General features: G+C 71.9%; 25 protein-coding genes and 1 pseudogene. 14 read left to right on the top strand and 12 right to left on the bottom strand.

What is annotated here, in order from left to right; translation table 11 throughout:
* Nucleotides 1–133: 133 nt before the first annotated feature.
* Nucleotides 134–739, top strand: coding sequence for a ClpP family protease (locus CHC05_RS25655; RefSeq protein ID WP_089253120.1), 606 nt, complete (start codon nt 134–136; stop codon nt 737–739).
* A 2-nt stretch (nt 740–741) separates the two neighbouring features.
* Nucleotides 742–1,356, top strand: a complete 615-nt coding sequence (locus CHC05_RS25650) for a ClpP family protease (RefSeq protein WP_089253119.1) — start codon at nt 742–744, stop codon at nt 1,354–1,356.
* 115 nt (nt 1,357–1,471) lie between these two features.
* Here the strand turns inward: CHC05_RS25650 and CHC05_RS42700 are convergent.
* Nucleotides 1,472–1,673 (bottom strand): annotated as a pseudogene (locus CHC05_RS42700) (helix-turn-helix domain-containing protein); the annotation flags it as partial.
* A gap of 88 nt (nt 1,674–1,761) precedes the next feature.
* Here CHC05_RS42700 and CHC05_RS25640 point away from each other — a divergent pair.
* Entirely contained in the window at nt 1,762–2,580 is an 819-nt protein-coding gene (locus tag CHC05_RS25640; protein WP_089253117.1) for a methyltransferase domain-containing protein, read from the top strand.
* Here CHC05_RS25640 and CHC05_RS25635 read toward each other — a convergent pair.
* Genes CHC05_RS25635 through CHC05_RS25620 form a run of 4 tightly spaced genes read right to left on the bottom strand, consistent with a single transcriptional unit; the run spans nt 2,573 to nt 7,574 of the window.
* On the bottom strand, nt 2,573–4,399 hold the full coding sequence (locus tag CHC05_RS25635) for an amylo-alpha-1,6-glucosidase (RefSeq protein ID WP_089253116.1): 1,827 nt from the start codon (nt 4,397–4,399) through the stop codon (nt 2,573–2,575). The two genes, CHC05_RS25640 and CHC05_RS25635, sit on opposite strands and share 8 nt — an antisense overlap.
* Nucleotides 4,400–4,414: 15 nt before the next feature.
* Nucleotides 4,415–5,737 (bottom strand): MGH1-like glycoside hydrolase domain-containing protein, encoded by a 1,323-nt coding sequence (locus CHC05_RS25630; protein ID WP_245871214.1) that lies wholly within the window; start codon nt 5,735–5,737, stop codon nt 4,415–4,417.
* The gene (locus CHC05_RS25625) at nt 5,734–6,531 is read right to left on the bottom strand and encodes a sugar phosphate isomerase/epimerase family protein (RefSeq protein ID WP_089253115.1); all 798 of its coding nucleotides are present in this window, start codon (nt 6,529–6,531) and stop codon (nt 5,734–5,736) included. Before CHC05_RS25625 ends, CHC05_RS25630 begins: the two co-directional genes overlap by 4 nt.
* Nucleotides 6,528–7,574: a zinc-dependent alcohol dehydrogenase gene (locus CHC05_RS25620; protein WP_089253190.1), complete on the bottom strand. Its 1,047-nt coding sequence runs from the start codon at nt 7,572–7,574 to the stop codon at nt 6,528–6,530. Before CHC05_RS25620 ends, CHC05_RS25625 begins: the two co-directional genes overlap by 4 nt.
* A 260-nt stretch (nt 7,575–7,834) precedes the next feature.
* On the opposite strand from CHC05_RS25620, the gene CHC05_RS25615 reads away from it, so the two are divergent.
* The 4 genes from CHC05_RS25615 to CHC05_RS25600 are packed head-to-tail and all read left to right on the top strand — an operon-like array spanning nt 7,835 to nt 12,309.
* Nucleotides 7,835–9,226, top strand: a complete 1,392-nt coding sequence (locus tag CHC05_RS25615) for an ABC transporter substrate-binding protein (RefSeq protein ID WP_089253114.1) — start codon at nt 7,835–7,837, stop codon at nt 9,224–9,226.
* Nucleotides 9,226–10,206, top strand: a complete 981-nt coding sequence (locus CHC05_RS25610) for a carbohydrate ABC transporter permease (protein WP_089253113.1) — start codon at nt 9,226–9,228, stop codon at nt 10,204–10,206. Before CHC05_RS25615 ends, CHC05_RS25610 begins: the two co-directional genes overlap by 1 nt.
* Nucleotides 10,206–11,072 (top strand): carbohydrate ABC transporter permease, encoded by an 867-nt coding sequence (locus CHC05_RS25605; RefSeq protein WP_089253112.1) that lies wholly within the window; start codon nt 10,206–10,208, stop codon nt 11,070–11,072. Before CHC05_RS25610 ends, CHC05_RS25605 begins: the two co-directional genes overlap by 1 nt.
* Nucleotides 11,056–12,309: an ROK family protein gene (locus CHC05_RS25600; protein ID WP_218824678.1), complete on the top strand. Its 1,254-nt coding sequence runs from the start codon at nt 11,056–11,058 to the stop codon at nt 12,307–12,309. The genes CHC05_RS25605 and CHC05_RS25600 overlap by 17 nt, the downstream gene beginning before the upstream one ends.
* On the opposite strand, the gene CHC05_RS25595 is transcribed toward CHC05_RS25600, so the two are convergent.
* A complete protein-coding gene (locus CHC05_RS25595; protein WP_089253111.1) occupies nt 12,290–13,141 on the bottom strand; it encodes a hypothetical protein in 852 nt (283 codons plus the stop codon). The two genes, CHC05_RS25600 and CHC05_RS25595, sit on opposite strands and share 20 nt — an antisense overlap.
* 4 nt (nt 13,142–13,145) lie before the next feature.
* Nucleotides 13,146–14,063, bottom strand: a complete 918-nt coding sequence (locus tag CHC05_RS25590; protein ID WP_089253110.1) for an EamA family transporter — start codon at nt 14,061–14,063, stop codon at nt 13,146–13,148.
* Nucleotides 14,064–14,131: 68 nt separating this feature from the next.
* Here CHC05_RS25590 and CHC05_RS25585 point away from each other — a divergent pair, with 68 nt between their 5' ends.
* The 3 genes from CHC05_RS25585 to CHC05_RS25575 are packed head-to-tail and all read left to right on the top strand — an operon-like array spanning nt 14,132 to nt 16,595.
* The gene (locus CHC05_RS25585) at nt 14,132–15,013 is read left to right on the top strand and encodes a LysR family transcriptional regulator (protein ID WP_089253109.1); all 882 of its coding nucleotides are present in this window, start codon (nt 14,132–14,134) and stop codon (nt 15,011–15,013) included.
* 4 nt (nt 15,014–15,017) lie between these two features.
* Complete coding sequence (locus tag CHC05_RS25580; protein WP_179266362.1) at nt 15,018–15,728, top strand: DNA-3-methyladenine glycosylase family protein; 711 nt, start codon at nt 15,018–15,020, stop codon at nt 15,726–15,728.
* Nucleotides 15,729–16,595: a Gfo/Idh/MocA family protein gene (locus CHC05_RS25575; protein ID WP_089253107.1), complete on the top strand. Its 867-nt coding sequence runs from the start codon at nt 15,729–15,731 to the stop codon at nt 16,593–16,595.
* On the opposite strand, the gene CHC05_RS25570 is transcribed toward CHC05_RS25575, so the two are convergent.
* Complete coding sequence (locus CHC05_RS25570; RefSeq protein WP_179266361.1) at nt 16,585–17,274, bottom strand: DUF1345 domain-containing protein; 690 nt, start codon at nt 17,272–17,274, stop codon at nt 16,585–16,587. The two genes, CHC05_RS25575 and CHC05_RS25570, sit on opposite strands and share 11 nt — an antisense overlap.
* A gap of 92 nt (nt 17,275–17,366) precedes the next feature.
* Between CHC05_RS25570 and CHC05_RS25565 the strand changes: the two genes are divergently transcribed.
* The gene (locus CHC05_RS25565; RefSeq protein ID WP_089253105.1) at nt 17,367–18,173 is read left to right on the top strand and encodes a GspE/PulE/PilB domain-containing protein; all 807 of its coding nucleotides are present in this window, start codon (nt 17,367–17,369) and stop codon (nt 18,171–18,173) included.
* Nucleotides 18,115–19,134, top strand: a complete 1,020-nt coding sequence (locus tag CHC05_RS25560) for a hypothetical protein (protein ID WP_144022766.1) — start codon at nt 18,115–18,117, stop codon at nt 19,132–19,134. The genes CHC05_RS25565 and CHC05_RS25560 overlap by 59 nt, the downstream gene beginning before the upstream one ends.
* Here CHC05_RS25560 and CHC05_RS25555 read toward each other — a convergent pair.
* From CHC05_RS25555 to CHC05_RS25545, 3 genes are read right to left on the bottom strand one after another with little or no spacing between them, the layout of a single operon-like run.
* Nucleotides 19,111–19,599 carry a DnaJ family domain-containing protein gene (locus CHC05_RS25555; RefSeq protein ID WP_089253103.1) on the bottom strand — a complete coding sequence of 163 codons (489 nt, stop codon included), beginning with the start codon at nt 19,597–19,599 and terminating at the stop codon, nt 19,111–19,113. The genes CHC05_RS25560 and CHC05_RS25555 overlap by 24 nt on opposite strands.
* Before the next feature lie 13 nt (nt 19,600–19,612).
* Nucleotides 19,613–20,578 (bottom strand): golvesin C-terminal-like domain-containing protein, encoded by a 966-nt coding sequence (locus CHC05_RS25550; protein WP_089253102.1) that lies wholly within the window; start codon nt 20,576–20,578, stop codon nt 19,613–19,615.
* Nucleotides 20,578–20,760: a hypothetical protein gene (locus CHC05_RS25545; RefSeq protein WP_089253101.1), complete on the bottom strand. Its 183-nt coding sequence runs from the start codon at nt 20,758–20,760 to the stop codon at nt 20,578–20,580. The genes CHC05_RS25550 and CHC05_RS25545 overlap by 1 nt, the downstream gene beginning before the upstream one ends.
* A gap of 122 nt (nt 20,761–20,882) precedes the next feature.
* Here CHC05_RS25545 and CHC05_RS25540 point away from each other — a divergent pair, with 122 nt between their 5' ends.
* Nucleotides 20,883–21,707, top strand: coding sequence for an LLM class F420-dependent oxidoreductase (locus tag CHC05_RS25540; RefSeq protein ID WP_089253100.1), 825 nt, complete (start codon nt 20,883–20,885; stop codon nt 21,705–21,707).
* Nucleotides 21,704–22,105 carry a TIGR03668 family PPOX class F420-dependent oxidoreductase gene (locus CHC05_RS25535; protein WP_089253099.1) on the top strand — a complete coding sequence of 134 codons (402 nt, stop codon included), beginning with the start codon at nt 21,704–21,706 and terminating at the stop codon, nt 22,103–22,105. Before CHC05_RS25540 ends, CHC05_RS25535 begins: the two co-directional genes overlap by 4 nt.
* Nucleotides 22,106–22,237: 132 nt before the next feature.
* Here CHC05_RS25535 and CHC05_RS25530 read toward each other — a convergent pair whose 3' ends face one another.
* On the bottom strand, nt 22,238–23,140 hold the full coding sequence (locus CHC05_RS25530) for a hypothetical protein (RefSeq protein ID WP_144022765.1): 903 nt from the start codon (nt 23,138–23,140) through the stop codon (nt 22,238–22,240).
* Between the last annotated feature and the right edge of the window lie 258 nt (nt 23,141–23,398).

Below are 23,398 nucleotides of genomic sequence, written 5' to 3'. Positions count from 1 at the left end.
GCACTCCACACATCGCCGAGCGTCAAGACGTTCGCTGACCGCTGAACCTCGCTGCTGCTGGCAGCGCGCCCTGGATCAAGGGGGTCCGGGCTCCGCATCGTGGGCGCACAGCCAAAAACAAAGGAGACAGACCATGCAGAGCTTGACGGGCGGGATGTCGCTCGACGACCAGTTGGCGACCCGGCTGTTGCACCAACGGATCATCGTGCTCGGCGCCGAGGTGGACGACCCGATCGCCAACCGGTTGTGCGCCCAGCTGCTGCTGCTGTCGGCCGAGGACCCGCAGTCGGACATCAGCCTCTACATCAACTCGCCGGGCGGCTCGGTCAGCGCCGGGCTGGCCATCTACGACACGATGCGGGTGATCCCCAACGACGTGCGGACCGTCGCGATGGGGCTGGCCGGCAGCATGGCGCAGTTCCTGCTCTGTGCCGGGACGGCCGGCAAGCGGTTCGCCCTGCCGCACGCCCAGGTCCTGATGCACCAGGGCAGTGCCGGCTTTGGTGGCACCGCGGCCGACATCGAGATCTACGCCGGCCAGTTGGAGCGGGTCGGGCGTACCCTCGTCGAGCTCATCGCCCGGCACACCGGCCAGCCGGTCGAGGTCGTCGACCGGGACAGCGGGCGGGACCGGTGGTTCAACGCGGACGAGGCCCTCGCCTACGGGATGGTCGACCGCGTCGTGGACCGGGTCGACGACGTGCGCCCGGCGGTCACCCGCCAGCCGGTGGGGCTGTGACGATGAGCCAGTACACGATCCCGACCGTCGTCGAGCGCACCTCGACCGGCGAGCGTGCCTTCGACATCTACTCGCGGCTGCTGGCCGAGCGGATCATCTTCCTCGGCACCGAGATCGACGACGGCGTCGCCAACGTGGTGATGGCCCAGCTCCTGCACCTGGAGTCGGCCAACAGCGAGATGGAGATCGGCCTCTACATCAACTCGCCCGGCGGCTCGTTCAGCGCGCTGACCGCCATCTACGACACGATGCGGTTCGTCCGCCCGAACATCGCCACGTTCTGCCTGGGCCAGGCGGCGTCGGCCGCCGCCGTGCTGCTCGCCGCCGGCACGCCGGGCAAGCGCGCGGTGCTCAAGCACGCGAAGGTGACCCTGCACCAGCCGTCCAGCCAGGCCCGCGGCACGCTGCCGGACCTGGCCGTGCAGGCCAAGGAGGTGGGCCGCGTACGCGCGGAGATGGAGGAGATCCTCGCGGAGGTCAGCGGGCACGGGACCGGGAAGATCCGCGCCGACATCGACCGCAACCTGACGCTGTCGGCGGACGAGGCGGTGGCCTACGGCCTGGCCGACCACGTGGTCGCCAACCGCAAGGGCGCACCGCTTGCCCGCGTCGGTTAGGCGGCCACCAGCAGTCGGACCTCGCCGGGGCGGCCGATCGACGGGGGACGGCCGATACGGGCGTCGGCCAGGCGCAGCACCGGCGCCACGGGCCGGGCGGCGAGAAGGTCGCGGCCCGCCGCGGCCAGCAGGTCGGGCAGGTCGATGCCGAGCGCGGCACAGACGGCCGCGAGGACCTCTGACGAGGGCTCCTTGCGGCCGCGCTCGACCTCCGAGAGATATTGCGCGGAAACCCGTGCCGCCGAGGCGACCTCGGCCAGCGTGCGGCCCTGCCGCAGCCGCACCCGGCGCAGCAGCTTGCCGAACACCTCACGCAGCGGCGGATCGGTCACGTCGCCGACTCTAGGCGGATCCGGGCGCGGCGCGGCCCGGTTTCGCGCTCGGCGTAGCCCTAGGTTGATAACCATGACGGACGACGCGGGGGCTTTCCGGAATATCGACGCTCTGCCGGAGCCCATCTTCGACGCGATCTTCGGGGTGCTGCGGGCCATGGCGGAACATCCCGAGATCCGGCGGGTACGCGCGGTCGCGCGCGAGGCGTTGCTTCCGGCGCCGGGCCAGCGGCTGCTGGACGCGGGCGCCGGCGCCGGGGAGGTGGCCCGCGACCTGGCCGCCGTGGTCGGCCGCGACGGCGAGGTCGTGGCCATGGACGCGTCCACCAGGACCCTGACCCGCGCCCGGGACCTGACGCCGACCGACCTGCCGATCCGGTTCGTCCAAGGCGACGTCACCCACCTCGAGTTCCAGGCCGACACCTTCGACGGCGTCCGCTCCGAGCGCGTGCTCCAGCACCTCGCCGACCCCGACGCCGCGGTGCGCGAGCTCGTCCGCGTCACCCGGCCCGGCGGGCGGGTCTGCCTGATCGACACCGACTGGGAGTCCCTGGCCGTCGACGGCATCCGGGCCGACCTGACCCTCTCGCTGCGCGAGCGCCTGCTCGGCGCTGACCCGCACCACCACGACGACATGGGCCGCACGCTGCGCCGCCGCCTCGTCCGGGCCGGCCTGAGCGACGTGACGGCCACCCCGGTGGCCTGCTACTTCCCCGATCCCGCCTCGGCCGCCGTGGTGGTGCCGCTGTTCGACCCGGCGGTCCCGCCGGAGGCCGGCATGATCCCCGACGACCTGCGGGACACCTGGTTCGCCGAGCTCGCGGCGGCCGGCGAGCGCGGCGAGTTCCTGGCCGTGCTGACCATCTGGGTGGCCGCCGGAGTCGTCAGCTGAGCGCCGTCTTCACCAGCAGCGGCGCCGCCGCGGCCCAGGCCTGCGGCGAGCACGAGTGCGGGTACGGCACCGGCGCCTGACCGGGCCGGCGGGTCAGGCCGGTCAGCACCTCGGGCAGCCGCCCGCCCCCGGACGCGGCGGCCGCTACCAGCCCGTCGGCGATCCGGGCGGCCGCGGCCGTGTGCCCGACCCGGGCCAGCCCGGCGACCGCGAGAGCCGTGTCGTGCGGCCAGACGCCGCCCCGGTGGTAGGAGAGCGGGTGGTAGGGCGGCTGGCCCTCGGCGAGGGTGCGGATGCCCCAACCGGAGAAGAAGTCGTCCTCGGCGAGCCGTTCCGCGACCAGGTCGGCCCAGGAGTCGTCGAGGATGCCGGACCACAGCACGTGGCCGGCGTTCGAGGCGAGTGCGTCGACCTGCCGGTCGGCGCCGTCCAGGGCCAGCGCCACGAACGCGTTCGGCAGGCGGAAGTCGGCGGAGAACATCGCCCGCAGGCGGTCGGCCCGGCGGTCCAGCTCGGCGGCCCAGGTCGGGTCGCCCCAGGCGGTGCGGGCCAGCTCGGCGGTGCCACGGAGCGCGCGGTACGCGTACCCCTGCGCCTCGCTGACCGCGATGGGTCCGGCCGCGACCTGGCCGTCCGCGAAGACCATCGAGTCGGCCGAGTCCTTCCAGCAGTGGTGCACCAACCCCGGCCCGTCGGTGCGGTAGCGCAGGTAGCCCGTGGCCTGGATGCCGCCGTCGTCGAGCATCCACGCCACCGCGGCCCGGGCCGCCGGTTCGAGGTCCTTGGCCACGACCGTGTCGCCGGTGACGGTGTGGTGTTCGGCCAGCAGCACGAGGAACAGCGGCGTCGCGTCGACCGTGCCGTAGTAGCGGCCGTACGGGACCTCGCCGAGCGTGGCCAGCTCGCCCTGGCGCAGCTCGTGCAGGATCTTGCCGGGTTCCTCGATCCGGTCGGGGTCGGTCACCCGGCCCTGGGTCGCCGCCAGCAGCCGCAGCGTCCCCTCGGCCAGCTCGGGCCGGTACGGCAGCGCGAACAGCGACGTGAGCAGGCTGTCCCGGCCGAACAGCGTGAGGAACCAGGGCGCGCCCGCGGCCGGCACCACCGCACCGGCGGGCAGCTCGACGCCGGCGATCGGCGGCAGGTCGGCGGCCGGCACGCGGAGGCTGTCGAGGTCGGCGAGGCCCCGCGCGACGCACCGGTCGAGATCGTCGGCCGGGGCGGCCACGGCGGACGGTTCCGGCACCAGGACCGGCACCGCACCGTCGCCCGCCGTGACGGCCGCGCGCAAGGTCACCGTGCCGTGCGCCGGCACGGTGACCGTCCACTGCACACCGTCGGTGGAGAGCCGGGCCGGCGGCGCCGCCGTGATCCGGGTCTGCCGGCGAAAACCCCGCCGTGCGTAGAGGAAGACGAGCGAGGCCTCGTCCGTCGACAGCTCGCGGATCGCGTCCGACTTGTCGAACAGCCGCGCCGACCGCAGCTCGAACTGGTCGGCGAAGTCGGCCTCGGCGGACAGCGCCACCCGCACGGTCTGCGGGGAGGCCACGAAGCTGGTCAGCGTCAGCTCCTCGACCAGCGACCGCGACGCGAGGCGTTGGACCCGGCGCAGCACGAACGGCGGGTTCTCGTTGCGCGCGGTCGGCGGCGCCAGCACCACCTCGCCGGCCGAGTCGGCCAGGGCGCGCAGGGCGCGGCCGTGCACGGTCAGCACCCAGCGGGACAGGTGCCGGGTGTCCGCGACGAACAGACCGCCGGTGTCGGTGACGTTGCCGCCGGCGTCCGTCAGGAGGCAGGTGACGCCGGAAACCAGGGTTCGCATATCGGGGTCAACGAGTCAGCGGCGCGGCCCGGTGCGGATGAGGTCCAGGGTCAGTGCCGCCGTCCAGCTGAAGTCGTTGGTGCCGTGGCCGGCGCCGGTGAGCGGGTCGACGTACTCGCGGAAGCCGCACGCCCGCACCCGGGCCAGCAGCCGGTCGCGCAGGTCGTCGGCGAGGCCCGTCTCACCGTGCAGGCGCAGCCCGTGCCAGAAGAGCCAGCTCGTGTTGATCCACCCCGGCCCGCGCCAGTAGCGGCCGGGCTCGTGGTCCTCGGCCGTCAGGTCGTAGCTGGGTAGCGGGCACGCGTCGGCCAGCCGGAAGCGGTCGCCGAGCGCGGTCTTGACCAGGTCCGTCGCCACCGGCAGGTCCGGCACGACCAACGGCAGCAGACCGGCGATCGAGTACGACCGCAGCACCGCGTCGCCGAGCACGTCGTAGGCGAAGAAGGTGCCGGCGCCCGTGTCCCACAGCTCGGTCATCAGCGCGTCGGTCACCTGCTGGGCGCGTACCAGGTGGCGGTTCGGGTCCTGCCCGATCTCGGTGGCGATCGAGGCCAGCGCGTACTCGCCGGCGGCGAGCAGCCCGTTGCACAGCGGGTCCTCCACGGCGAACCCTGGCGTCCCCTCGTAACGGGAGTCGCGGTAGTCGCGGGCCAGCCGGATGTAGCGCCCGTAGTCGGCGTCCGTCGGCCGCTCGGTGGCGGCGGCGTGCGCGAGGTCGCGCCGGGCGAGCTCGGTCGGCGGCAGCGGCGCGACCCGGGACAGCGGGACGTCCCAGGCCGGGCTGTTGTCCATCCCGGACTCCCACGGGTGCACCACGGACACCAGGCCGCGTCCGCGCAGGTCGCGCCCGGTCAGCAGCCAGTCGTGCCAGGCGACCAGCCGGGGGTAGAGGCGCTCCAGGAACCGGCGGGAGCGGGCGACGGCGGGTGCGGCCCGGTACGTCTCCCAGGCGGCCAGGGCGTGCGCGGGCGGCTGCACGATCCCGGAGGTCGGCACTCCCGGAGTCCCGGAGCGGTCACCGGACCGCCAGAACGCCGGACCGGGGAAGTACGCGTCGGCCGGCACCAGCGGGTCGAAGACGATGTGCGGCACCCGGCCGTCGGCCCACTGCGCGCCGAACAGCGACTCGAGCTCGCGCTGCGCCCGCACCGGAGAGAAGTGCCGCAGCCCCAGCGCGATGAACGCGGAGTCCCAGCTCCACTGGTGCGGGTAGAGGCCACCGGCGGGCACGGTCGCGCCGCGCCGCCAGTTGGCCGCCAGCACCCGGCGCGCCGCCCGGTCGAGCGACGCGGACGGCGCGATGGCGGTGAGCGCGGGTCGTTCGGGGGCGATGGTCACGACCACCTCCGCAGGAAGCCCGGGATCGCCGCGACCGCCGCCGCGGGCTCGCCGCGCAACCGGCACTCGACCGCCAGGTGCCCCTCGTAGCCGACCGCGTCCAGCGTGCCGAGCAGCGCACCCCAGTCGATGTGCCCGGCCCCGGGTTGAAAGCGGTTGGAGTCGCTGACCTGCACGTGCCCGAGGTGGTCGGCGGCCTTGACCAGCGCGCTGGTGGGCTCGTCCTCCTCGATGTTCATGTGGTACGTGTCGGCCAGCACCCGCACGGACCGCAGCCCGACCTCGTCGACCAGCGAGACGGCCTCGTCGAGCCGGTTGACCATGTGGTCCTCGTAGCGGTTCAGCGGTTCGAGCACCAGCGTCACCCCGACCGACTCGGCGTGCTTGCCGAGCTCGGTGAGCGCCGCCAGCAGCACCGCCCGGTCGGCCTCGGGGGAGCGGGGCGGCTCGAACGGGGGCAGCCGCCGGGAGAACATGCCGTAGGAGGCCGGCGTGCAGGCCACCGTGCCGCCGATCTCCGCGAGCACGGAGAGCTGCGAGCGGAGCTGGGCGATCGCGTCGCGGCGCAGGTCGGCGTCGAACGCGCCGATGAAGTGCAGCATGTCGACGCAGACGGACGGCATCGGCACGCCGTCGCGGGCGGCCTGGCGCAGCTCGGGCAGCCGGTCGCGGAACGCGAAGTCGCCCTTGGCCCGCAGCTCGATGCCGTCGTAGCCGGCGCGGGCGGCGAAGTCCCACTTCGCCTGGAGGCTCTCGCCGGGGAGCAGCTGCTCCTGGCAGGAGATCTTGATCATGAGAACTTCAACACCACCTGGAGTGCTTCCTGCGGACGGTGGTCGAGCATGGCGAACGCCTCCGCCGCCTCCTCCACCGCGATGACGTGTGTCACGAGGCCGACGGGGTCGACCGCGCCCTGCTGGGCGAGGCTCAGGAACGCCTGGTTGAGGCGGGCCTGGTTCCAGCGCCCGGCGAGCTCCGGCGGCACGCCCCCGATCTGGGAGGAGACGATCCGGACCCGGTTGTGGTGGAACTCGTCGCCGAGCCGCAGCCCGGCGCCGTCGCCCTGGTAGAAGCCGGAGGCCACCACCCGGCCGTCGACCGCCACCGAGCGGATCGCGTCGTGCAGGGCCGGGTAGTGGCCGCTGATCTCGATCGCCACGTCGGCGCCGCGCCCGTCGGTCAGCCCGCGCAGGGCGATACCCACGTCGGTCGCGGCGGCGTCGACGACGTGCGTCGCACCGTATTCCTTGGCCTTCTCGAGCCGGGCCGGCAGCGTGTCGACGGCGACCACGGTGGCGCCGGAGAGCTGGGCCAGCCGGGTCGCGAGCAGCCCGAGCACGCCCTGGCCGAAGACCACGACCACCTCGGAGAGGTGGATGTCGGCGGCCAGCACGCCGTTGAGCGCGACCGCGCCTACCCGCGCGAAGGTGGCCGCGACCGGGTCGAGGCCGGGCGGCACGACGCAGCCGCGGACCTTCTCGACCGGGAGTACGGCCTCGCCGCGGTGCCCCCAGATGCCCCAGACCTGCTGGCCGGGATGCGGGTCGTCGGGATGGGGCTCCTCGGCCACCACCTCGACCACCTCGCCGACCTCGGAGTAGCCGAGGCCCGCCACCGGGTAGTTCAGCCCGGTCGACCCCTCGACGAACAGCCGCAGGTCCGGGTCCCAGTCGCGGTTGAGGTAGGGGTTCGTGCCCCGGTACGCGGTGAGCTCGGTGCCCGCCGAGATCCCGGAGTACATGGTGCGGACGCGCACCTGCCCCGGCCGCAGCTCGACGTGGGGCTGGTCGACGACCTCCACGTGACGGGGAGAGGTGAACTGCACAATCTGCGGCACGACGGCCTTCCACCCATGCTCGAAGAGAGAAGCGCGCGACATAACGACGGTCGTTCCGCCGAGATGTTACGCACTTATGTCTGGCAATCAAGTATAAGTCCGGATCGCCACCACTCGTGTCAAACGTGGACAAAGGACTCGCAGCACGTGAACGTTACGTACACATGTCTTGCCTTCGCGTATAAGACCTTGGTGTTATTCGTCCGTAGATCCGTTCACAAAGGAGCGCAATCGATATATCGGACGAAGGAGCGAATCGCGTGAACGCGAGAAGACTGCTCACCGCCGTGGTCGCGGCGACCCTGACGACCACCGCCCTGAGCGCCTGTGGAGGGGACGACCCCGAAGACGACGCCAGCGGCTCGATCACCGTGTGGAGCCTGGAGAACCAGACCGACCGGGTCCAGGCCACCCAGAAGATCGCCGACCAGTTCACCGCCGCGACCGGCATCCAGGTCAAGATCGTGGCGACGGACGAGAACCAGTTCACCAGCCTGATCACCTCGGCGGCCGCCTCCGGCCAGCTGCCGGACGTCGTCGGCGCGCTGCCGCTGGCGGCGGTGGCCCAGATGGCCACCAACGACCTGCTCGACACCGATGCCGCCAAGGCCGTCGTCGACGAGCTCGGCCGCGGCACCTTCTCGCCGCGCGCCCTGGAGCTGACCGCGCAGGACGGCAACCAGCTCGCCGTGCCGAGCGACGGCTGGGCCCAGCTGCTGTTCTACCGCAAGGACCTGTTCGACAAGGCGGGCCTCGCGGCCCCGGACACCTTCGACGAGATCCGGACCGCCGCGCAGCGGCTGAACACCGGCGGGGTCGCCGGCATCACCCTGGCGACCGTCCCCAACGACGCGTTCACCGAGCAGACGTTCGAGAACTTCGCCCTCGGCAACGGGTGCGAGATGGTCGACGACGCCAAGAACGTCACGCTCGACACGCCCCAGTGCGTGGCCACGTTCCAGCTCTACGAGGACCTGGTCAAGAACTGGTCGGTGCCCGGCGCGCAGGACGTCGACACCACGCGGGCCACGTACTTCGCCGGCAAGGCCGCCATGGTGGTCTGGTCGTCGTTCCTGCTGGACGAGATGGCGGGGCTGCGCAACGACGCCCTGCCGACCTGCCCCGAGTGCAAGGCCGACCCCGCCTACCTGGCCAAGAACAGCGGCATCGTGACCGCCGTGGCCGGTCCCGACGGGCAGCCGGCGCAGTTCGGCGAGATCACGAGCTGGGCGATCACCAAGGACGGCCCGAGCACCGACCAGGCCCGCAAGTTCGTCGCGTACATGATGAACGAGGGCTACCCGGGCTGGCTCGGCATCGCGCCCGAGGGCAAGTTCCCGGTCCGCAAGGGCGACTCGGCCGACGCCGCGAAGTTCGAGACGGCCTGGAACACGCTGCCGGCCGGCGTCGACACCCGCAAGCCGCTCGCCGACAGCTACCCGGCCGACGTGCTGGAGGCGCTGCGCACCAGCCCCGACACGTTCAAGCGCTGGGCCCTGCCGCAGAAGCAGGGCGCGCTGCTCGGCGCCACGCTCGGCGAGCTGCCCGTACCCAAGGCGGTCAACGCCCTGGCCGGTGGTGAGCTCGATGCCGCCGGCGCCGCGAAACGGGCCGCCGACGACGTGCGGGCGATCCAGAAGTCCCTGAACTGATGGTCGCGACCCGCGAGGGTCGGCCGGCGGCGTCCGAACGGCGCCGCCGGCCGGCGCGGCCACTGACCCGCCGCCAACGCGAGAACCGGGCCGGCCTGGCCTACCTGTCGCCGACGTTCGTCGTCGTGCTGGTCGTGGTCGTCGTGCCCATCCTGTGGACGATCCTGCTGGCGTTCCAGCGGCTGCGGCTGATCAACATCCGGCGCACCGGCCTGTTCGGCGACTTCACCCTGCGCAACTTCGAGTACGTGTTCACCTCGCCGGGCTTCTGGAGCTCGCTGTGGACCACGCTGGTCTACACGGTCGGCGGCACCGCGTTCTCGATCCTGTTCGGGCTGGTCGCCGCGCTCGCCCTGCGCAAGCGGTTCCCTGGTCGGACGCTGGTGCGGGCCAGCGTGCTGCTGCCGTACGTGGCGCCGGTGGTCGCGGTGACCTTCGTCTGGGAGATCATGCTCAGCCCGCAGTTCGGCGTCGCCAACGACTGGGGCACCCGGTTCCTCGGCTGGGACCGGCCGATCGCCTTCCTGAGCCAGCGCGAATACAGCCTGTGGGGCATCGACATCCCGCTCGCGCTGATCACCGTGATCGCCTTCGAGGCCTGGCGCTACTTCCCGTTCGCGTTCCTGTTCATCCTGGCCCGGCTCCAGGCGGTGCCTCGCGATCTGGAGGAGGCGGCCGTGGTCGACGGCGCCGCGCCGACCCAGCTCTTCCGGCACATCCTGCTCCCGCAGCTCGGCGCCGTCATCGCCCTGCTGTCGGTGCTCCGGTTCATCATGACCTTCAACAAGTTCGACGACGTCTGGCTGCTCACCGGCGGCGGTGCCGGCACCCAGGTGGCCAGCGTCCGGGTCTACGACTTCCTCACCTCGCGCCTCGACATCGGCGCCGCCGCGGCCCAGGGCCTCGTGCTCGCCGCCGTGCTGGTCATCCTGCTGGTGGTCTATCTCAAGTTCTTCGCGCCCCGGGAGGATGAGTCGTGATGGACCGGGCGACCTTCGAGACCCGCCTGTTCGGCGTGCTGCGCTGGGTCGTGATCGCGGTGCTGGTCGTGGTCACGCTGTTCCCGTTCTACTACATGGTGCTGCTCTCGATCCGGCCGATCGAGGCGGTGCTGCAGGAGCCGGGGAGCCTCTGGGCCGGCCCGGCGGAGTGGACCGTCTCGACCTATCGCGAGGTGCTCGGCTCCGTCGACAGCGGGGGCCAGGGCTTCGTGCGGCTGATCCTCAACACGTTCCTGGTGGCGGCGTCAGCGACGATCCTGACGCTGCTCGTGTCGATTCCCGGGTCGTACGCGGTCAGCCGGTTGCGGTTCGTCGGCCGCCGGCAGGTGCACTTCCTGTTCCTGGCGGTCTACCTGTTCCCGGCGATCCTGCTGGCCATCCCGCTGTTCACCGTGTTCACCCGGCTGGGCCTGCGCGGCTCGCTGGCCGGGCTGGTCGTCGTCTACATCGCGCAGACGATCCCCGTGTCGATCTACATGCTGCGCAACTACCTGAGCACGATCCCGGAGAGCCTCGAAGAGGCCGCCGCCATGGATGGTTACACACGGTTACAAACCCTGCGTAAGGTAATCTTGCCGCTCGCGGCACCGGCCGTGATGGCGAACGCACTCTACGTCTTCATGATCGCATGGAACGAGTACCTGTTCGCCCTCCTGTTCCTGGTCGAGAACCGTCAGAACTGGACGGTCTCCCTCGGCCTCGCCCAGCTAGCCGGAGGCATCGAAGTGAGCAAGACGGTTTTGATGGCCGGGTCGGTGGTGCTTACCCTGCCCATCGTGATCATCTTCTTCGCGACGGAGCGCCTGCTGACGGAGGGGCTGACCGCCGGTGCCGACAAGGGATAGGCCGCCGGCCCAGGGCGGCCCACCCGGCTCGCCGGCCGTGATTCGCGGCGGCGCGGCCGGCAACCAGAACTCCGCCGGCCACCTGCTCGCGCTGGTGCGCACCGGCCGGGCGCGGACCCGGTCGGAGCTCCAGTCCTACACGGGCCTGTCGCGGTCGACGCTGGTCACCCGGATCGACGCGCTCCGGGCGGCCGGCTACCTGCGCAGCTCCGGCGTGGAGGAGTCGACCGGCGGCCGGCCCGCCGAGCTCCTGGAGTTCGACACCGGCCACGGGGTGGTGCTGGTCGCCGACCTCGGGGCCAACCACGCCCGGGCGGCGGTCCTCGACGTCGGCGGCACCCTGCGCGGCGAGGAGCACGAACACATCAAGATCGGCGAGGGCCCGGCGTACGTGCTGGACTGGGTCGATGCCGCCTTCGGCCGCCTGCTGGCCGCGGCGGGGGAGTCCCGCGAGCGGGTGCGGGGGATCGGCGTCGGCGTGCCCGGCCCCGTCGAGTACGACGCCGGCGTGGTCACCGAACCGCCGATCATGCCGGGCTGGGACGGGTTCCCCATCGCCGACCGGCTCCGGGAGACCTGGGGCTGCCCGGTCTTCGTCGACAACGACGCCAACCTGATGGCGCTCGGCGAGCAGGTCGCGTTCTATCCGGACTGCCCGGCGTTGCTGCTGGTCAAGGTCGCGACGGGGATCGGCGCGGGCATCGTGATCGACGGCCGGGTGTACCGCGGCATCGACGGCGGCGCCGGCGACATCGGGCACATCCGCCTCGCCTCGTTCCCGGAGGCCCGGTGTGAGTGCGGCCTCTACGGCTGCCTCTCGGCCGTGGCCAGCGGTCTGGCCCTGGCGCAACGGCTGACGCTCGGCGGCACGCCCACCCAGTCGGGCCCGCAGCTCGTCGAACGCATCCGCGAAGGCCACGGCGAGGCCGTGCACCTGGCCCGGGAGGCCGGACGCCTGGCCGGCGAGGTGCTGGCCACGGTGGTCTGCCTGGTCAACCCCGGCGTCCTGGTGATCGCCGGCGACCTGGCGGAGACCCACTTCGTGACCGGCGTACGCGAGATGCTGTACCGGTACGCGTTGCCGCGCGCGACCCGCCACCTGGAGGTCACCACGAGCCGGTTGGGGCCGCAGTCGGCGGTCACCGGTGCCCACGCCATGGTGCTGGACGAGATCTACTCCCCGCGCGCGGTCGACGCCGAGCTGTCCGGGCTGGCGCTCAGTCCCCGGGCCGGGTGAGCTGGCGGAGCGCGCGGTGGATCGCGCTGGTGGGCGCGGCCCAGACGTGCCGGTCCGCGTACGACCAGGCGTAGGTCGGGTTGCCGTCCCGCACCAGGTCGCACAGGCCCGGTTGGTCGAGCTCGCGCGCGGACCACTCGTACAGCCGCTGCAGTCGGGGTTGGATCACGCCGTAGTCGAGGAGCCGCCCGAAGCGGTTCTCGTGGTCGAGATACGACTGGAGCTCGTCGTCGGCCGGGTAGCGGTCGGGCAGGACGCGCCGGAGCGAGAGGAACACGCCGGCGCCGCCGAGGCGCGGGTCTCCGACGCTCCTGCCGATGACGGCCAGCTTGCCGAGCGCGAGCTTCGGCGCGGCGACGAGGGCGTGCGTGTAGAGGACCCGCAGCAGGACGACGTTGAGGAAGAAGCGCTCCGGCGCGGGCTCGGCCTCGGCGAGGTCGCGGCTGTCCAGGTAGCCGGCGACGATGCTCGCGTTGTGGGCGCGGTACCAGTTGCTGGCCGTGGGTTCGTCGACGAAGGCCGTCCACTGGTCGACGGTCGGGGATGAGACCGCTCCGGTGAGGCCGCCGGACCGGGCCATCGCCTCGCAGCCGTCCCGGATGAGCCGGTCGTTGACCGCTCGCCACCAGTGGCTGCCGGTCGTGGGGTCGAGCACGCCGCGGCCGGCCTGCCAGCGCATGAACGACAGCGCCGCCCGCCGGAACGGCAGGTGCTTGGGCGCGTGGCCGAACGGGCCGAGGTAGGTGCGGGCCAGCAGCTCGATCCGCTGCAGCGGGTGGTCGCGCACGGCGGCGAGCTGGGCCTCGGCCCATTCCGCGGCACTGTCGGACATGGGGTCATGATCTCGCGGGCGGACCAGCAGGCAAAAGACATCCAGCCGATCGGTTGTCTTGTCCTGGAGCGTCGGCGCCGACGGCGACCGCGGGCTCGCGAGGCGTCCGGACGGCGCCGATGCTGGCGCTGATGATCAGGACGGTGGCCAGGCCCTCCGTAAGGGTGAGGTGTTGCTGGAGGACGAGGAAGCCGGCGAGGGCGGCGATGGCCGGCCCGAGGCTCATCAGCACGGCGAACGTGGCGGTCGGCATGCGGCGCAGGGCGGTCAGCTCGAGGGTGTAGGGCAGCAGCGACGAGAGCACCGCCACCGCGGCGCCCAGTGCGAGGACCGGTGGCTGGAGCAGTGTCGGGCCGATGCCCAGGGGGAGCGTCAGCGCCGCCGCTACCGTCATCGCCAGCGCCAGGCCGTCGAGCTTCGGGAAGCGGGCGCCGACGCGGGCGCTGAGCACGATGTAGGCCGCCCACATGGCGCCCGCGCCCAGGGCGAAGCCGATCCCGGCCGGGTCGAGCCGGTCGAAACCCGTGCGGCCCAGCAACGCCACGCCCGCCAGGGCCAGGATCGCCCACAGCCAGTTCGCCGCCCGGCGACCCGTCGACACGGACAGCGCCAGCGGGCCGAGCACCTCCAGGGTCACGGCCAGGCCCAGCGGGATGCGGTCGATCGCGTGGTAGAAGAGCGTGTTCATGCCGGCCAGGGCCACCCCGAAGCCGGCGATCGCGGCCCAGTCGGCGCGCGCGTAGCCGCGTACGCGGGGGCGGCAGACGACCAGCAGCACGATCGCGGCGATCGCCAGTCGCAGCGTCACCACCGTGGACACCCCGGCGCGGGGGAACAGCAGCGCGGCCACCGAGCTGCCGAACTGCACCGACAACGCCCCGCCGAGCACGAGGCCGACGCCGGAGTGCCGTGTCGTAGTCACGGCTCGACGCTAAGAGCGTTCTGGCGGTGCCGGAAATGCCGCTTCGGCTGTGGTTATGCTTCACGGTTATGACCGTCGAGGTGCGTCACCTGCGCGCCTTTCTCGCCATCGCGGAGGAAGGCACGATCACCGGGGCGGCGGTCCGGCTCCACCTGACGCAGCCGGCTCTGTCCCGCACGCTGCGCCAACTCGAGGCCCACCTGGGCCACCGGCTCGTCGACCGCTCGACGCACCATCTGCACCTGACGCCCGCCGGCACGGCCTTCCGCGACCGGGCCGCGGCGGCGGTGGCCGCCGTCGACGACGTCCTGGACCCCACCCGGGCCGGCACCTGGCCGCTGCGCCTCGGCCACGCCTGGTCGGCTCTGGGCGCGCACACCACCACGCTGCTGCGCCGCTGGCAGCAGGAGCACCCGGCGACCCCGCTGGAGCTGCTGCGCATCGACGAGCGCACCGGCGGCCTGGCCCGCGGCAGCGTCGACGTCGCGATCCTGCGTGCGCCCGTCGACCTGCCGGACATCGTCGTGGAGCCGTTGCTGAGCGAGGCCCGCGTGGCCGCGGTGGCGGTAGACAGCCCCCTGGCCGGCCGCCCGGTCGCTTCGCTTGCCGATCTCGCGACCCATCCCATCGCGGTCAACTCGATGAGCGGCACGACGACGCTCGACCTGTGGGCGCCCGCGCGGACTCCGGCCACCGCCATCGACACGGCCAACACGGACGACTGGCTGGCCGCCATCGCCGCCGGCCGGGCGGTCGGGGTCACCACCGAGGCCACCGCCGCCATGCATCCGCATCCGGCCGTGGCCTACGTACCCCTGGCCGATGCTCCGCCCGTCACCGTCTCGCTGGCCTGGCGCTCGCCGCCCAGCCACCCGGCGGTGGCCGACCTGGTCGCCCTCGCCCGGGAAATCGTTTCCGGTCCCGACGGAGGTCCGACCGGGGCATGGTAGGTGCGTGAGCACTGGCAAGGTCACCTTCCGGCAGGCGGCGGCGCTGCTGGCCGAGCGGGATCCGGTGATGGCGCGCCTGGTCGCAGGCGCGCCGGCGCCGCGGATTCCGCTGTGGAAGGAGAGCAACTTCGAGTCACTGGTACGCGGGATCGTGTTCCAGCAGCTCGCCCGGCCGGCCGCGGTGGCGATCCTCGGGCGGTTGATCTCTGCCGCCGGCGGCTCGCTGACGCCGGACTCGGTGCTGCCGCTCTCGGACCCGGTGCTGCGGAAGGTGGGTCTCTCCGCCCGCAAGGTGATCTCGCTGCGCGACCTGGCCACCAAGGTCCGCGACGGCGACGTCGTGCTGGACAACCGCCGGCTCGGCCACCTCGCCGACGACGAGATCATCCGGCGGTTGTCGACGGTCAAGGGCATCGGTCCGTGGTCGTCGCAGCTCTTCATCATGTTCCAGCTCCGCCGCCCGGACGTGTGGCCGGTCGGCGACCTCGGCATCCGGCGGGGCTACGGGGTCGCCTACGACATCCCGACCCCGACGGAGCGGGAGCTGGAACCGCTCGGCGAGCAGTTCCGCCCCTACCGGACCACGGCGGCCTGGTACTGCTGGATGGCCGAGGCCGTGATCGCCGGCCGCACTCCCACGCTCCCGATCGGCGACGACCCGATCCTGCTGGCGCACGGCGTGGCGCGCCGGCCCGGCTCCGGCGGCGGCGCTTGAATGTCGACTGTGGAAGAGCCGGTGCGGGTCGGGCTGGTCGGTGCCGGCCACTGGGCCGAGGTCATGCACGGACCGACGCTGGCCGCCGGGCCGGAGACCACGCTGGTCGGGGTCTGGGCACGGCGTGCGGAGGCGGCCGCTTCGCTGGCGACCCGATTGGGCACGAGCGCGGCACCCTCGTTCGAGGCGCTGCTCGACCGGTGCGAGGCGGTCGCCTTCGCGGTGCCGCCCGACATCCAGGCCGACCTGGCCGTCCAGGCCGCCGAGGCCGGGCGGGCGCTGCTGCTGGAGAAGCCGGTCGCGCTCACCGTCGCCGACGCCGAGCGGGTCGCGAAGGCCGTGCGCGAGAACGGTGTGGTCAGCCAGCTCGTGCTGACCAAGCGATACCACCCGGCGACCCGGGCCTTCCTGGCGGCGGCCGCGAGTTTCCCCGCGATCGGCGCCCGGTCCCGCTATCTGCACGGCGGCTTCCTCGCCGGTCCCTTCGCCACGGGCTGGCGGCTCGACCACGGCGCGCTCTACGACCTCGGCCCCCACCTGCTCGACCTGGTCGAGGCGGCCCTCGGCCCGATCGAGGCGATCGACCGGCGCGGCAGCACGTGGCTCGAACTGGCCTGCCGTCACCGCGGCGGCGCGATCAGCCAGCTCTCCCTCTCGGGCATGGTCGGTGGGCTCACCGGCTCGCGCGCCGGGGTCGAGCTCTACGGCCCGACCGGCGCATTGGAGATCGACTTCGCGACCGTCGACCATGCCGAGTGCTGGCCCGTGCTGCGCGCGGAGTTCGCCCACGCGGTCCGCACCGGCACGTCGCACCCGCTCGACGCCGACCACGGCGTACACCTTCAGCAGTTGCTTGCTAGTTGTTGACCAGCCCGGCCAAGAGGTTGATCGCGCCGGCCACGATGGCTACGCCGAACACGTACGAGAGCAGGGCGTGGCCCAGGGCCGTGCGGCGGATCGGGGAGCTGCGCAGGGTCGTGTCGGAGACCTGGTAGGTCATGCCGATCGTGAAGGCCAGGTAGGCGAAATCACGGTACGTCGGCTTGTGCTCCGACAACGGCTCCCCGAAGTCGATGCGGCTGCCCTGGCTCAGGTAGTCGAGCTTCGCGTACCGCAGCGTGAAGACGGTGTTCATCGTGATCCAGGCGGTCGTCACGGTGAGCACGGCGATCCCGACGAGCACGCCCCTGAGCGCACCGTGCTCGTTGGCGGCCTCACCGAGCGCGAACCCGACGCCGAGCAGGCTGACCAGGGCCGCGGCGACCAGCAGTGCCGTCGCCGAGCCGTGGGTCTGGTCCTCCCTGCCGGCCAGCTTCTCGGTCTTGTCACCGTCGGCGCTCATGAAGATCGGCCAGACCGACCCGAGGAAAGCCAGCGAGGCGGCGTCGTAGCCGGCGATCACCGCGAGCTCCCAGTTGATCGGGCTGACGGCCAGGGCGGCCGCGACGACCGCCCAGATGATGATCACGGCGGTGGCGCGGTGGATCGCCGGGCCGTGCCAGCCCAGCATGCGGCGGCCCATCGGAGGTGCCGGCTCGCTGCCCACACAGGAAGTCTCGCAGGGAACCCACGTGGTCATCCAGACACGCCGGATCTCGGTAACCGGACAAATTGGGCGGATAGGAGCAGCATCGGGGTATGGCGCTGACCGAGAGTCGCCGGGACCGCTTCCGCACGCTCGCGGCCGACTGGAACTGCGGCTACGTCGAGCTCAGCGAGGAGTGGATCGACCCCGAGGTGCAGCGGGGGTACGACCTGGCCGCGCTCGCCCGCGACGCCTGGCTGCCGCTGCACGTGGACGACGAGGGCTACGTGCTCGTCGCCGTCGCGGCCGAGCCCACGCCCGAGCGGGTCGCGCTGATCGAGGAGGCCGTCGGCGCCCCGGTCTGCGTGGCGGTCACCTGCGACGTGGACCTCGCGGAGGCGATCCGGCAGGCGTACCCGAAACGGGTCCCGCTCGTGGTCAAGATCGGTCTGGTCGCGGCCCTGCTCGGAGTCGCCGCCGCGCTGGTGCTGGCTCCGGTGCCGACCGTCGTCGTGCTGGCTCTGCTGGCCAGCGCGGGATTCCTGGCCGGCGTCGGCGCCACGGTCGCCGACCACCCGGCCGCGCCGCTCGCCCGCGACATCGCTCTGCCACTGACTCCGCCCCTGTACGTCCTGTTCGTCGCCGCCCTGGTGCTGCCCGCCGCGCGGGTCTTCCCGACCTGGTCGGTCGGCATCACGATGGCGAGCCTGCTGGCCGGCAACTTTGCGCTGGTCTACGCCGACCTGCTGGACGCGTTCCGGCGCGGCGGTGCCGTTGGTCCCGCGCTGCGCGCCCCGCTGCGCTGGCTGCTCGACTCCGCCGCGGCCCTGCGGCGGCCCTTGACCCGGGAGAAGGCCAGGCATGGCGATCGCACCGTCCACAGTGGCGACACCTCGGTGGCAGCGGTGGAGCGAGTCTGAGGAACGCTGGCCGGCTGGCACGATCGCGCGCTGGCTGCTGCGCCTGGCGTTGGCGCTGCCGTTCGCGGGTCTGGCGCTCTACACGGCGTCGCGCGGTTTCGTGCCTCGTTGGCCCGGGCCGTTGGCTGGTGTTCTGGGCGCGCTGGGCCCACTCGGCGTGGGCCTGGTCGCCGCTGCCGCCACCGGGATCGCGCTCGCCGCGCTGGCGGAGCGGCTGGTCCGCTGGCAGGTGCCGGTGCGGGTCGGCGTGCCGCTGGTGCTGGTGCCGGCGCTGGCGTACACGGGTTCCGCCGATCCGATCGCCGTGCTGACGGTCGCCTTCCTGGCGCTGGCGGTCGAGGGCTTCCTGCACGTCGCGGTCGCGGGCCAGCCCGAGGGCGCGGTGCGGGCCGGGCTGATGCTCGCGGGCGCGGCGCTCTGCGACCCGGCCGCTATCGCCTACGCGCTGGTCTTTGCCGCCGTGGCACCGTTCGTCGCCGCCGGCCGGCGCGGCTCCGCGATCGACGCGGCCCCGACCCGGGCTGTCCTGCTGTTCCCGGCGCTGGCGGCGCTCGCCACCGCGCTGCTGTTGAGCTGGCGCCTGACCGGCGGCGCCGGGATCGGTTTCGACCCGGCCGGGTTCTTCGGCGCGCTGGGCGGGGCCGTGGTGGCGGTCGTGCACACGCCGCTCTACGCGGCGGTCGCGGTCGTCTACGCGGTGCGCCGCCCGCGCGCCCTGGCCGGCTACCTCGCCCCGGTCGCGGTGGTGTTCGTGACGCTGCTGGCCGGGCTGGCCTACTCGGCGGTGACGAACTACCTGCTGCTGACCACGATCGCGCTGATCGCCGTGCCTCGGTCGCCGAGCCGCCGGCTGGGTGCCTTCCTGGGCACCGTGGCGCTCCTGCAATGGGCACAGCTGATCACCTGGCCGCCGGCGAGCCCGGCGTTCCAGGAGTGGCTACGCGTCGTGTGGGGGTTCTGAGCGCTTCCGGAACCAGCGCCGTTGCCTTTCGCGTGGCGGCTCCGGTTCTGGGGCGGGCTGGCGGGCCGCGGCGAACCGGGCCTCCAGCGCCTCCCGCCACAGCGCGACCATCGCCTCCACGTCGAGCCGGCGCACCGGGACGAACGGGGGCGTCGGGCGGAGCTGGTAGTCGAGGATGTCGCGGTTGAGCTCGGCGACCGTCTCGCGTACGCGCTGCTCCGAGGGAAGTTTGCGAATCTCGTCGGGGAGCTGCTCGACCTGGCGGGCGAGCTGGATCGACGGCGGCAGCATGGCGGCGCCGGTGATGCCCTCGCGGCGCAGGAACTCCTTGAGCCACCACTGCTCGTCGTAGGGCTCCGAATGGCCGGGGAGCGGCTTGCCTGCGCCCGGGAGATCGTCGAACTCGCCGTTCTCCCGGGCAGCACGGATCTGCGCCTCGATGATCGACTCGATCCGGTCGCTCATCGCCCCAATATAGCTAGAGCCTCGTGAGCCGGACCGCGTCGGCGATCACCAGGCCGGTGCCGTTCGTCCAGCGGCTCACCGCTACCCGGTTGGCGTCGCCGGCGGGCAGGTTGAACGTGCCGATCGAGCGCCAGGCGCCGCCGCCCGTACGTTGGTCGACGTTGACCGTCTGGTTTCCGCTCGTGGTCGCCACGATGTAGGGCGCCGCGCTGTTGTAGCCGGCGTTCGCGGCGTACCAGACGTCGACCCGGTAGGCGCCCGCCGTCGGGACGGCGAACTTGTACCAAGCCGGGTCGCTGGCCGCGACCGGGTCCGCGAAGCGGTAGTCGGTGCCGTAGCGCTGCGTCGAGTAGGACGACGTGCCCCAGTTGGCGCTCGCCGTGAACCGGCCGGACGTGGTGTTGTCGACGATCGACGACCAGGTCCCGCCGCCACCGCTCATCCGCGCGGCCACGTCGGCGCGCATCACGTCGAGGTCGATGAACGACGGGTCGATCTTGCCCGTCGTGCTGGTCTCGCGGTGGCCCCGGGCGTAGGTCGAGTTCCGGCCGAGCCGGGTCAGCACCGCGGCCGTGGCGGCGATGGACGCGTTGTACTGGGCCGAGGTCATCTGCTGGTTGACCCCGTTGTAGTCGATCTCCCAGCCGATCATGAGCGTGTTGCCGTCGCCGGCCGGGATGGGGCCGCTGCCGCGGCTCGCGCCGGCGTGGTTGGCCCGGCCGGCGGAGATCAGGTGGAACACGCCGTTGTAGTCGACCAGCGCCTGGCACAGCGGGCCGGTCAGGTCGGGCCGCCCGTTGATGCAAACGTTCAGCGCCGGGTGCGGGTTGCTGGCGCTGGACGTGGCGGCGGTGTGGTGCCAGAGCACGCCGATCGGGTCGAACGAGCCAGGGCGGTAGCGGTTGACCCAGTCACCTTCGGTGACGCACGTGACGCCGGCGCCGCGCAGGACGTCGAGCAACCAGGGAACGTTCGGCATCAGGCACCTCGCGCCAGGCTGGGTTCGGCGATGATCAGGTCGGCGACGCACTCGGGCTTGGCGGCCGCCGGCGCCGCGGCTGCGGCGGCCGGGTTGGCGGCGACGGTGACGGCTGCGGCGGCCAGGGCCGGCAGGCCGAGCACGACGCGCCGGCGGAACCGGCGTGGTGGGAAGTCGCTCACGGCACTCCTTCGGTGGCAGGTGAGGCGCACGCTATACCGTGAAGGCTGTCTATGTCGATAGTTGCCGATGTATAACTCGATCCTGAAACTTATCTTCAATGTGGACGTGGTAGACCATTCCCATGGAGTTCGGAGTCGGTTACTTCCCCACCTTTGACGGCATGAAGCCGGGCGAGGTCGCTCGCCTGGCCGAGGAGCGCGGCGCGGACGCGATCTACTTCGCGGAGCACACGCACATCCCCGCCACCGAGACCGACCGCTTCCCCGGTCAGCCCATCCCCAACAAGTACTGGAAGACGTACGACCTGTTCGTCTCCCTCACCGCGGCCGCCGCGGCGACCACCCGGCTGCGGGTGTGCAGCGGCATCTGCCTGGTCATCGAGCGCGACCCGATCACCACGGCGAAGGAGGTCGCCAGCGTCGACCACCTCTCCGGTGGCCGCCTCGAGTTCGGCGTCGGCGCCGGCTGGAACCGCACCGAGATGCGCAACCACGGCACGGATCCGCGCGTACGCATGCGCGTGCTCAAGGAACGCGTCGAGGCGATGAAGACGATCTGGACGCAGGACGAGGCGAGCTACGCGGGCCGCTACGTCAACTTCGAGCGGATCTGGTCGTGGCCGAAGCCGGCGCAGAAGCCGCACCCGCCGGTCCTGGTCGGCGGCACCGGCCCGACGGTCCTGGACCGGGTCCTGTCGTTCGGCGACGCCTGGTTCCCGAACTACCACGACGGCATCCTGGACCGCATCGCCGAGCTCCGCGCCCGCGCCGAGCGCCCGATCGAGGTCCAGGTCATGAGCGTGCCGGCGGACCCGAAGATCTTCGAGCAACTCCGCGACGCAGGCGTACGCCGGGTCGCGCGCTGGTTCCCGTCCGGCCCGCGCTCCCGCGTCGAGCAGGCGTTCGACAAGTGGGAAGCGGCGATCACGGAGTACAACCCCGAGTGACCCCCGCCGACGCCCGGGCCCGGTTCGCCGAGGCCCGGGTAGCCCGCCTGGCCACGGTCTCGGCGACCGGCCAACCGCACCTGGTCCCGGTCACGTTCGCGCTGGACGGCAACACGATCTACAGCGCGGTGGACGCGAAACCCAAACGCTCGACCGCGCTGCGCCGCCTGGCCAACATCGAGGCCAACCCCCAGGTGTCCCTGCTGGCCGACGTCTACGACGACGACTGGTCGCGCCTGTGGTGGGCCCGCGCGGACGGCACGGCCCGGGTCCTGGAGTCGGGTCCGGAGGCCGACCGGGCGGCGGTCCGGCTGGGGGAGCGCTACCCGGCGTTCGAGCGGCGCGGCCCGGTCCTGGCCGTCGACGTCCGTCGGTGGTCCGGCTGGTCGGCCGCATGAGCTTCCGCCTCGCGGCCAACGCCGTGTGCCTCGAGGCCGACAAGGTGCTGGTAGCCCGGCACGTCTCGGCCCGGACGGGCGACTCCACCTGCACCCTTCCTTACCGCTAACCGAATGTGCAGGGGTGCCAGGTCAGCTTAGGGTCACCGCACGCATCGGGTTAGAGACGCTGGTCGCCAGTGCGCCGTGTCCGAGGTCAACTTTCTCGCAGCCGTTTGCCCAATCTCTCAGCGATCGAACGCGCGCCTGCACTAACTGGTCGAGAAACCCGTCTGGGTTGGCCGTCGCGGTGTTGGCGGCTGCTTCGAAGTCGCTGAGGTGGATCTTTCGCCGTCCCTGCATAAAGTCGGTGTAACCGAGCTCCCTGAGCCGAGGTACTATCGCTTCGATCAATGTCCCTAAGCATCCCTTGAAGCGTGGATCGGGGTCCTCCCACATCCCGTAAAGACGGACGGCGACTGAGCGCAACGCGTTCTGGGTCTGCTCCTCGCCTCTAACAGCCATGTTCAAGAGCGCTTCGACAAGCAGCAGCTTGGTCTTCGGCAGAAACGCAGGATTCCAACAGCCGTCGATCGTGTAAGGCCAGTGCAGCGACTGACTGGCGCCGAGCCTTTCGGCGTTCCGGCACAGCACCTCGGCAGCGACGAGTTGGGCCTTGGGGTCCGCGCTCCGTAGCGCGGCGTCGATGACGAGAACGGCTGTCTCGTCCAAGGCGTTCCGGTCCTCGCCCCACAGATCGAGGAGTAGCACGACCGCGAGGTCCGCGTTGTCCAGCTTGGTCAGAGCGAGCAGCCCTGATGCCACCGCAGCACGGTCGGCCGTTCGGTCTGGGCTGGCCGTGAACATGGCGCCGGCGCGCATAGCGGCGTCCAATCGAAGCCGGCGCTCTTGGTCTTCGTGCTCGATGCTAAGCCTGCGATGCTCATCGTCCCGCTCTTGGGCGAGTCGAGCATCAGCCTGGCCTGTCTCGACCTCTAGGCGTCGGTCGTTCTGCCGCTTGAACAACAGACCGAGTAGGGACACAACGGCAGTCACCACCGCGCCTACGAGCGTGACTGCGACCTCTGGTTTGGCGCCAGACCAGAGTTGGGCATACGCCACCGCGAGAGCCGAAATCAACAGTGCAGCCGATAGCCATAGCCAATCCCGCTGCGGCGGTCTCTCAGCGCGCGATGTCATCGACGACTCCAGCGAGTAGTGGACTGTCGGGCACAGTAAGTCTGGGCGCTGCCCAGGTAGCGCGAATTGACCGAAAGACGACATCGGACCCACAGCCGGAGGTAACGGCCGCTC

It is taken from the genome of Asanoa hainanensis (genome assembly GCF_900188485.1).
Classification (GTDB): Bacteria; Actinomycetota; Actinomycetes; order Mycobacteriales; family Micromonosporaceae; genus Asanoa; species Asanoa hainanensis.
The sequence above is the reverse complement of the archived record's forward strand: the minus strand, read 5'-3'. Positions and strand labels throughout refer to the sequence as shown.

Bases quoted from the DNA above. Each gene is read 5' to 3' on its own strand.
- CHC05_RS25655 (WP_089253120.1), top strand. From the start codon at position 134: ATGCAGAGCTTGACGGGCGGGATGTCGCTCGACGACCAGTTGGCGACC.
- CHC05_RS25650 (WP_089253119.1), top strand. From the start codon at position 742: ATGAGCCAGTACACGATCCCGACCGTCGTCGAGCGCACCTCGACCGGC.
- CHC05_RS25640 (WP_089253117.1), top strand. From the start codon at position 1,762: ATGACGGACGACGCGGGGGCTTTCCGGAATATCGACGCTCTGCCGGAG.
- CHC05_RS25635 (WP_089253116.1), bottom strand. From the start codon at position 4,399: ATGCGAACCCTGGTTTCCGGCGTCACCTGCCTCCTGACGGACGCCGGC.
- CHC05_RS25625 (WP_089253115.1), bottom strand. From the start codon at position 6,531: ATGATCAAGATCTCCTGCCAGGAGCAGCTGCTCCCCGGCGAGAGCCTC.
- CHC05_RS25610 (WP_089253113.1), top strand. From the start codon at position 9,226: ATGGTCGCGACCCGCGAGGGTCGGCCGGCGGCGTCCGAACGGCGCCGC.
- CHC05_RS25605 (WP_089253112.1), top strand. From the start codon at position 10,206: ATGGACCGGGCGACCTTCGAGACCCGCCTGTTCGGCGTGCTGCGCTGG.
- CHC05_RS25595 (WP_089253111.1), bottom strand. From the start codon at position 13,141: ATGTCCGACAGTGCCGCGGAATGGGCCGAGGCCCAGCTCGCCGCCGTG.
- CHC05_RS25585 (WP_089253109.1), top strand. From the start codon at position 14,132: ATGACCGTCGAGGTGCGTCACCTGCGCGCCTTTCTCGCCATCGCGGAG.
- CHC05_RS25575 (WP_089253107.1), top strand. From the start codon at position 15,729: ATGTCGACTGTGGAAGAGCCGGTGCGGGTCGGGCTGGTCGGTGCCGGC.
- CHC05_RS25565 (WP_089253105.1), top strand. From the start codon at position 17,367: ATGGCGCTGACCGAGAGTCGCCGGGACCGCTTCCGCACGCTCGCGGCC.
- CHC05_RS25560 (WP_144022766.1), top strand. From the start codon at position 18,115: ATGGCGATCGCACCGTCCACAGTGGCGACACCTCGGTGGCAGCGGTGG.
- CHC05_RS25555 (WP_089253103.1), bottom strand. From the start codon at position 19,599: ATGAGCGACCGGATCGAGTCGATCATCGAGGCGCAGATCCGTGCTGCC.
- CHC05_RS25550 (WP_089253102.1), bottom strand. From the start codon at position 20,578: ATGCCGAACGTTCCCTGGTTGCTCGACGTCCTGCGCGGCGCCGGCGTC.
- CHC05_RS25540 (WP_089253100.1), top strand. From the start codon at position 20,883: ATGGAGTTCGGAGTCGGTTACTTCCCCACCTTTGACGGCATGAAGCCG.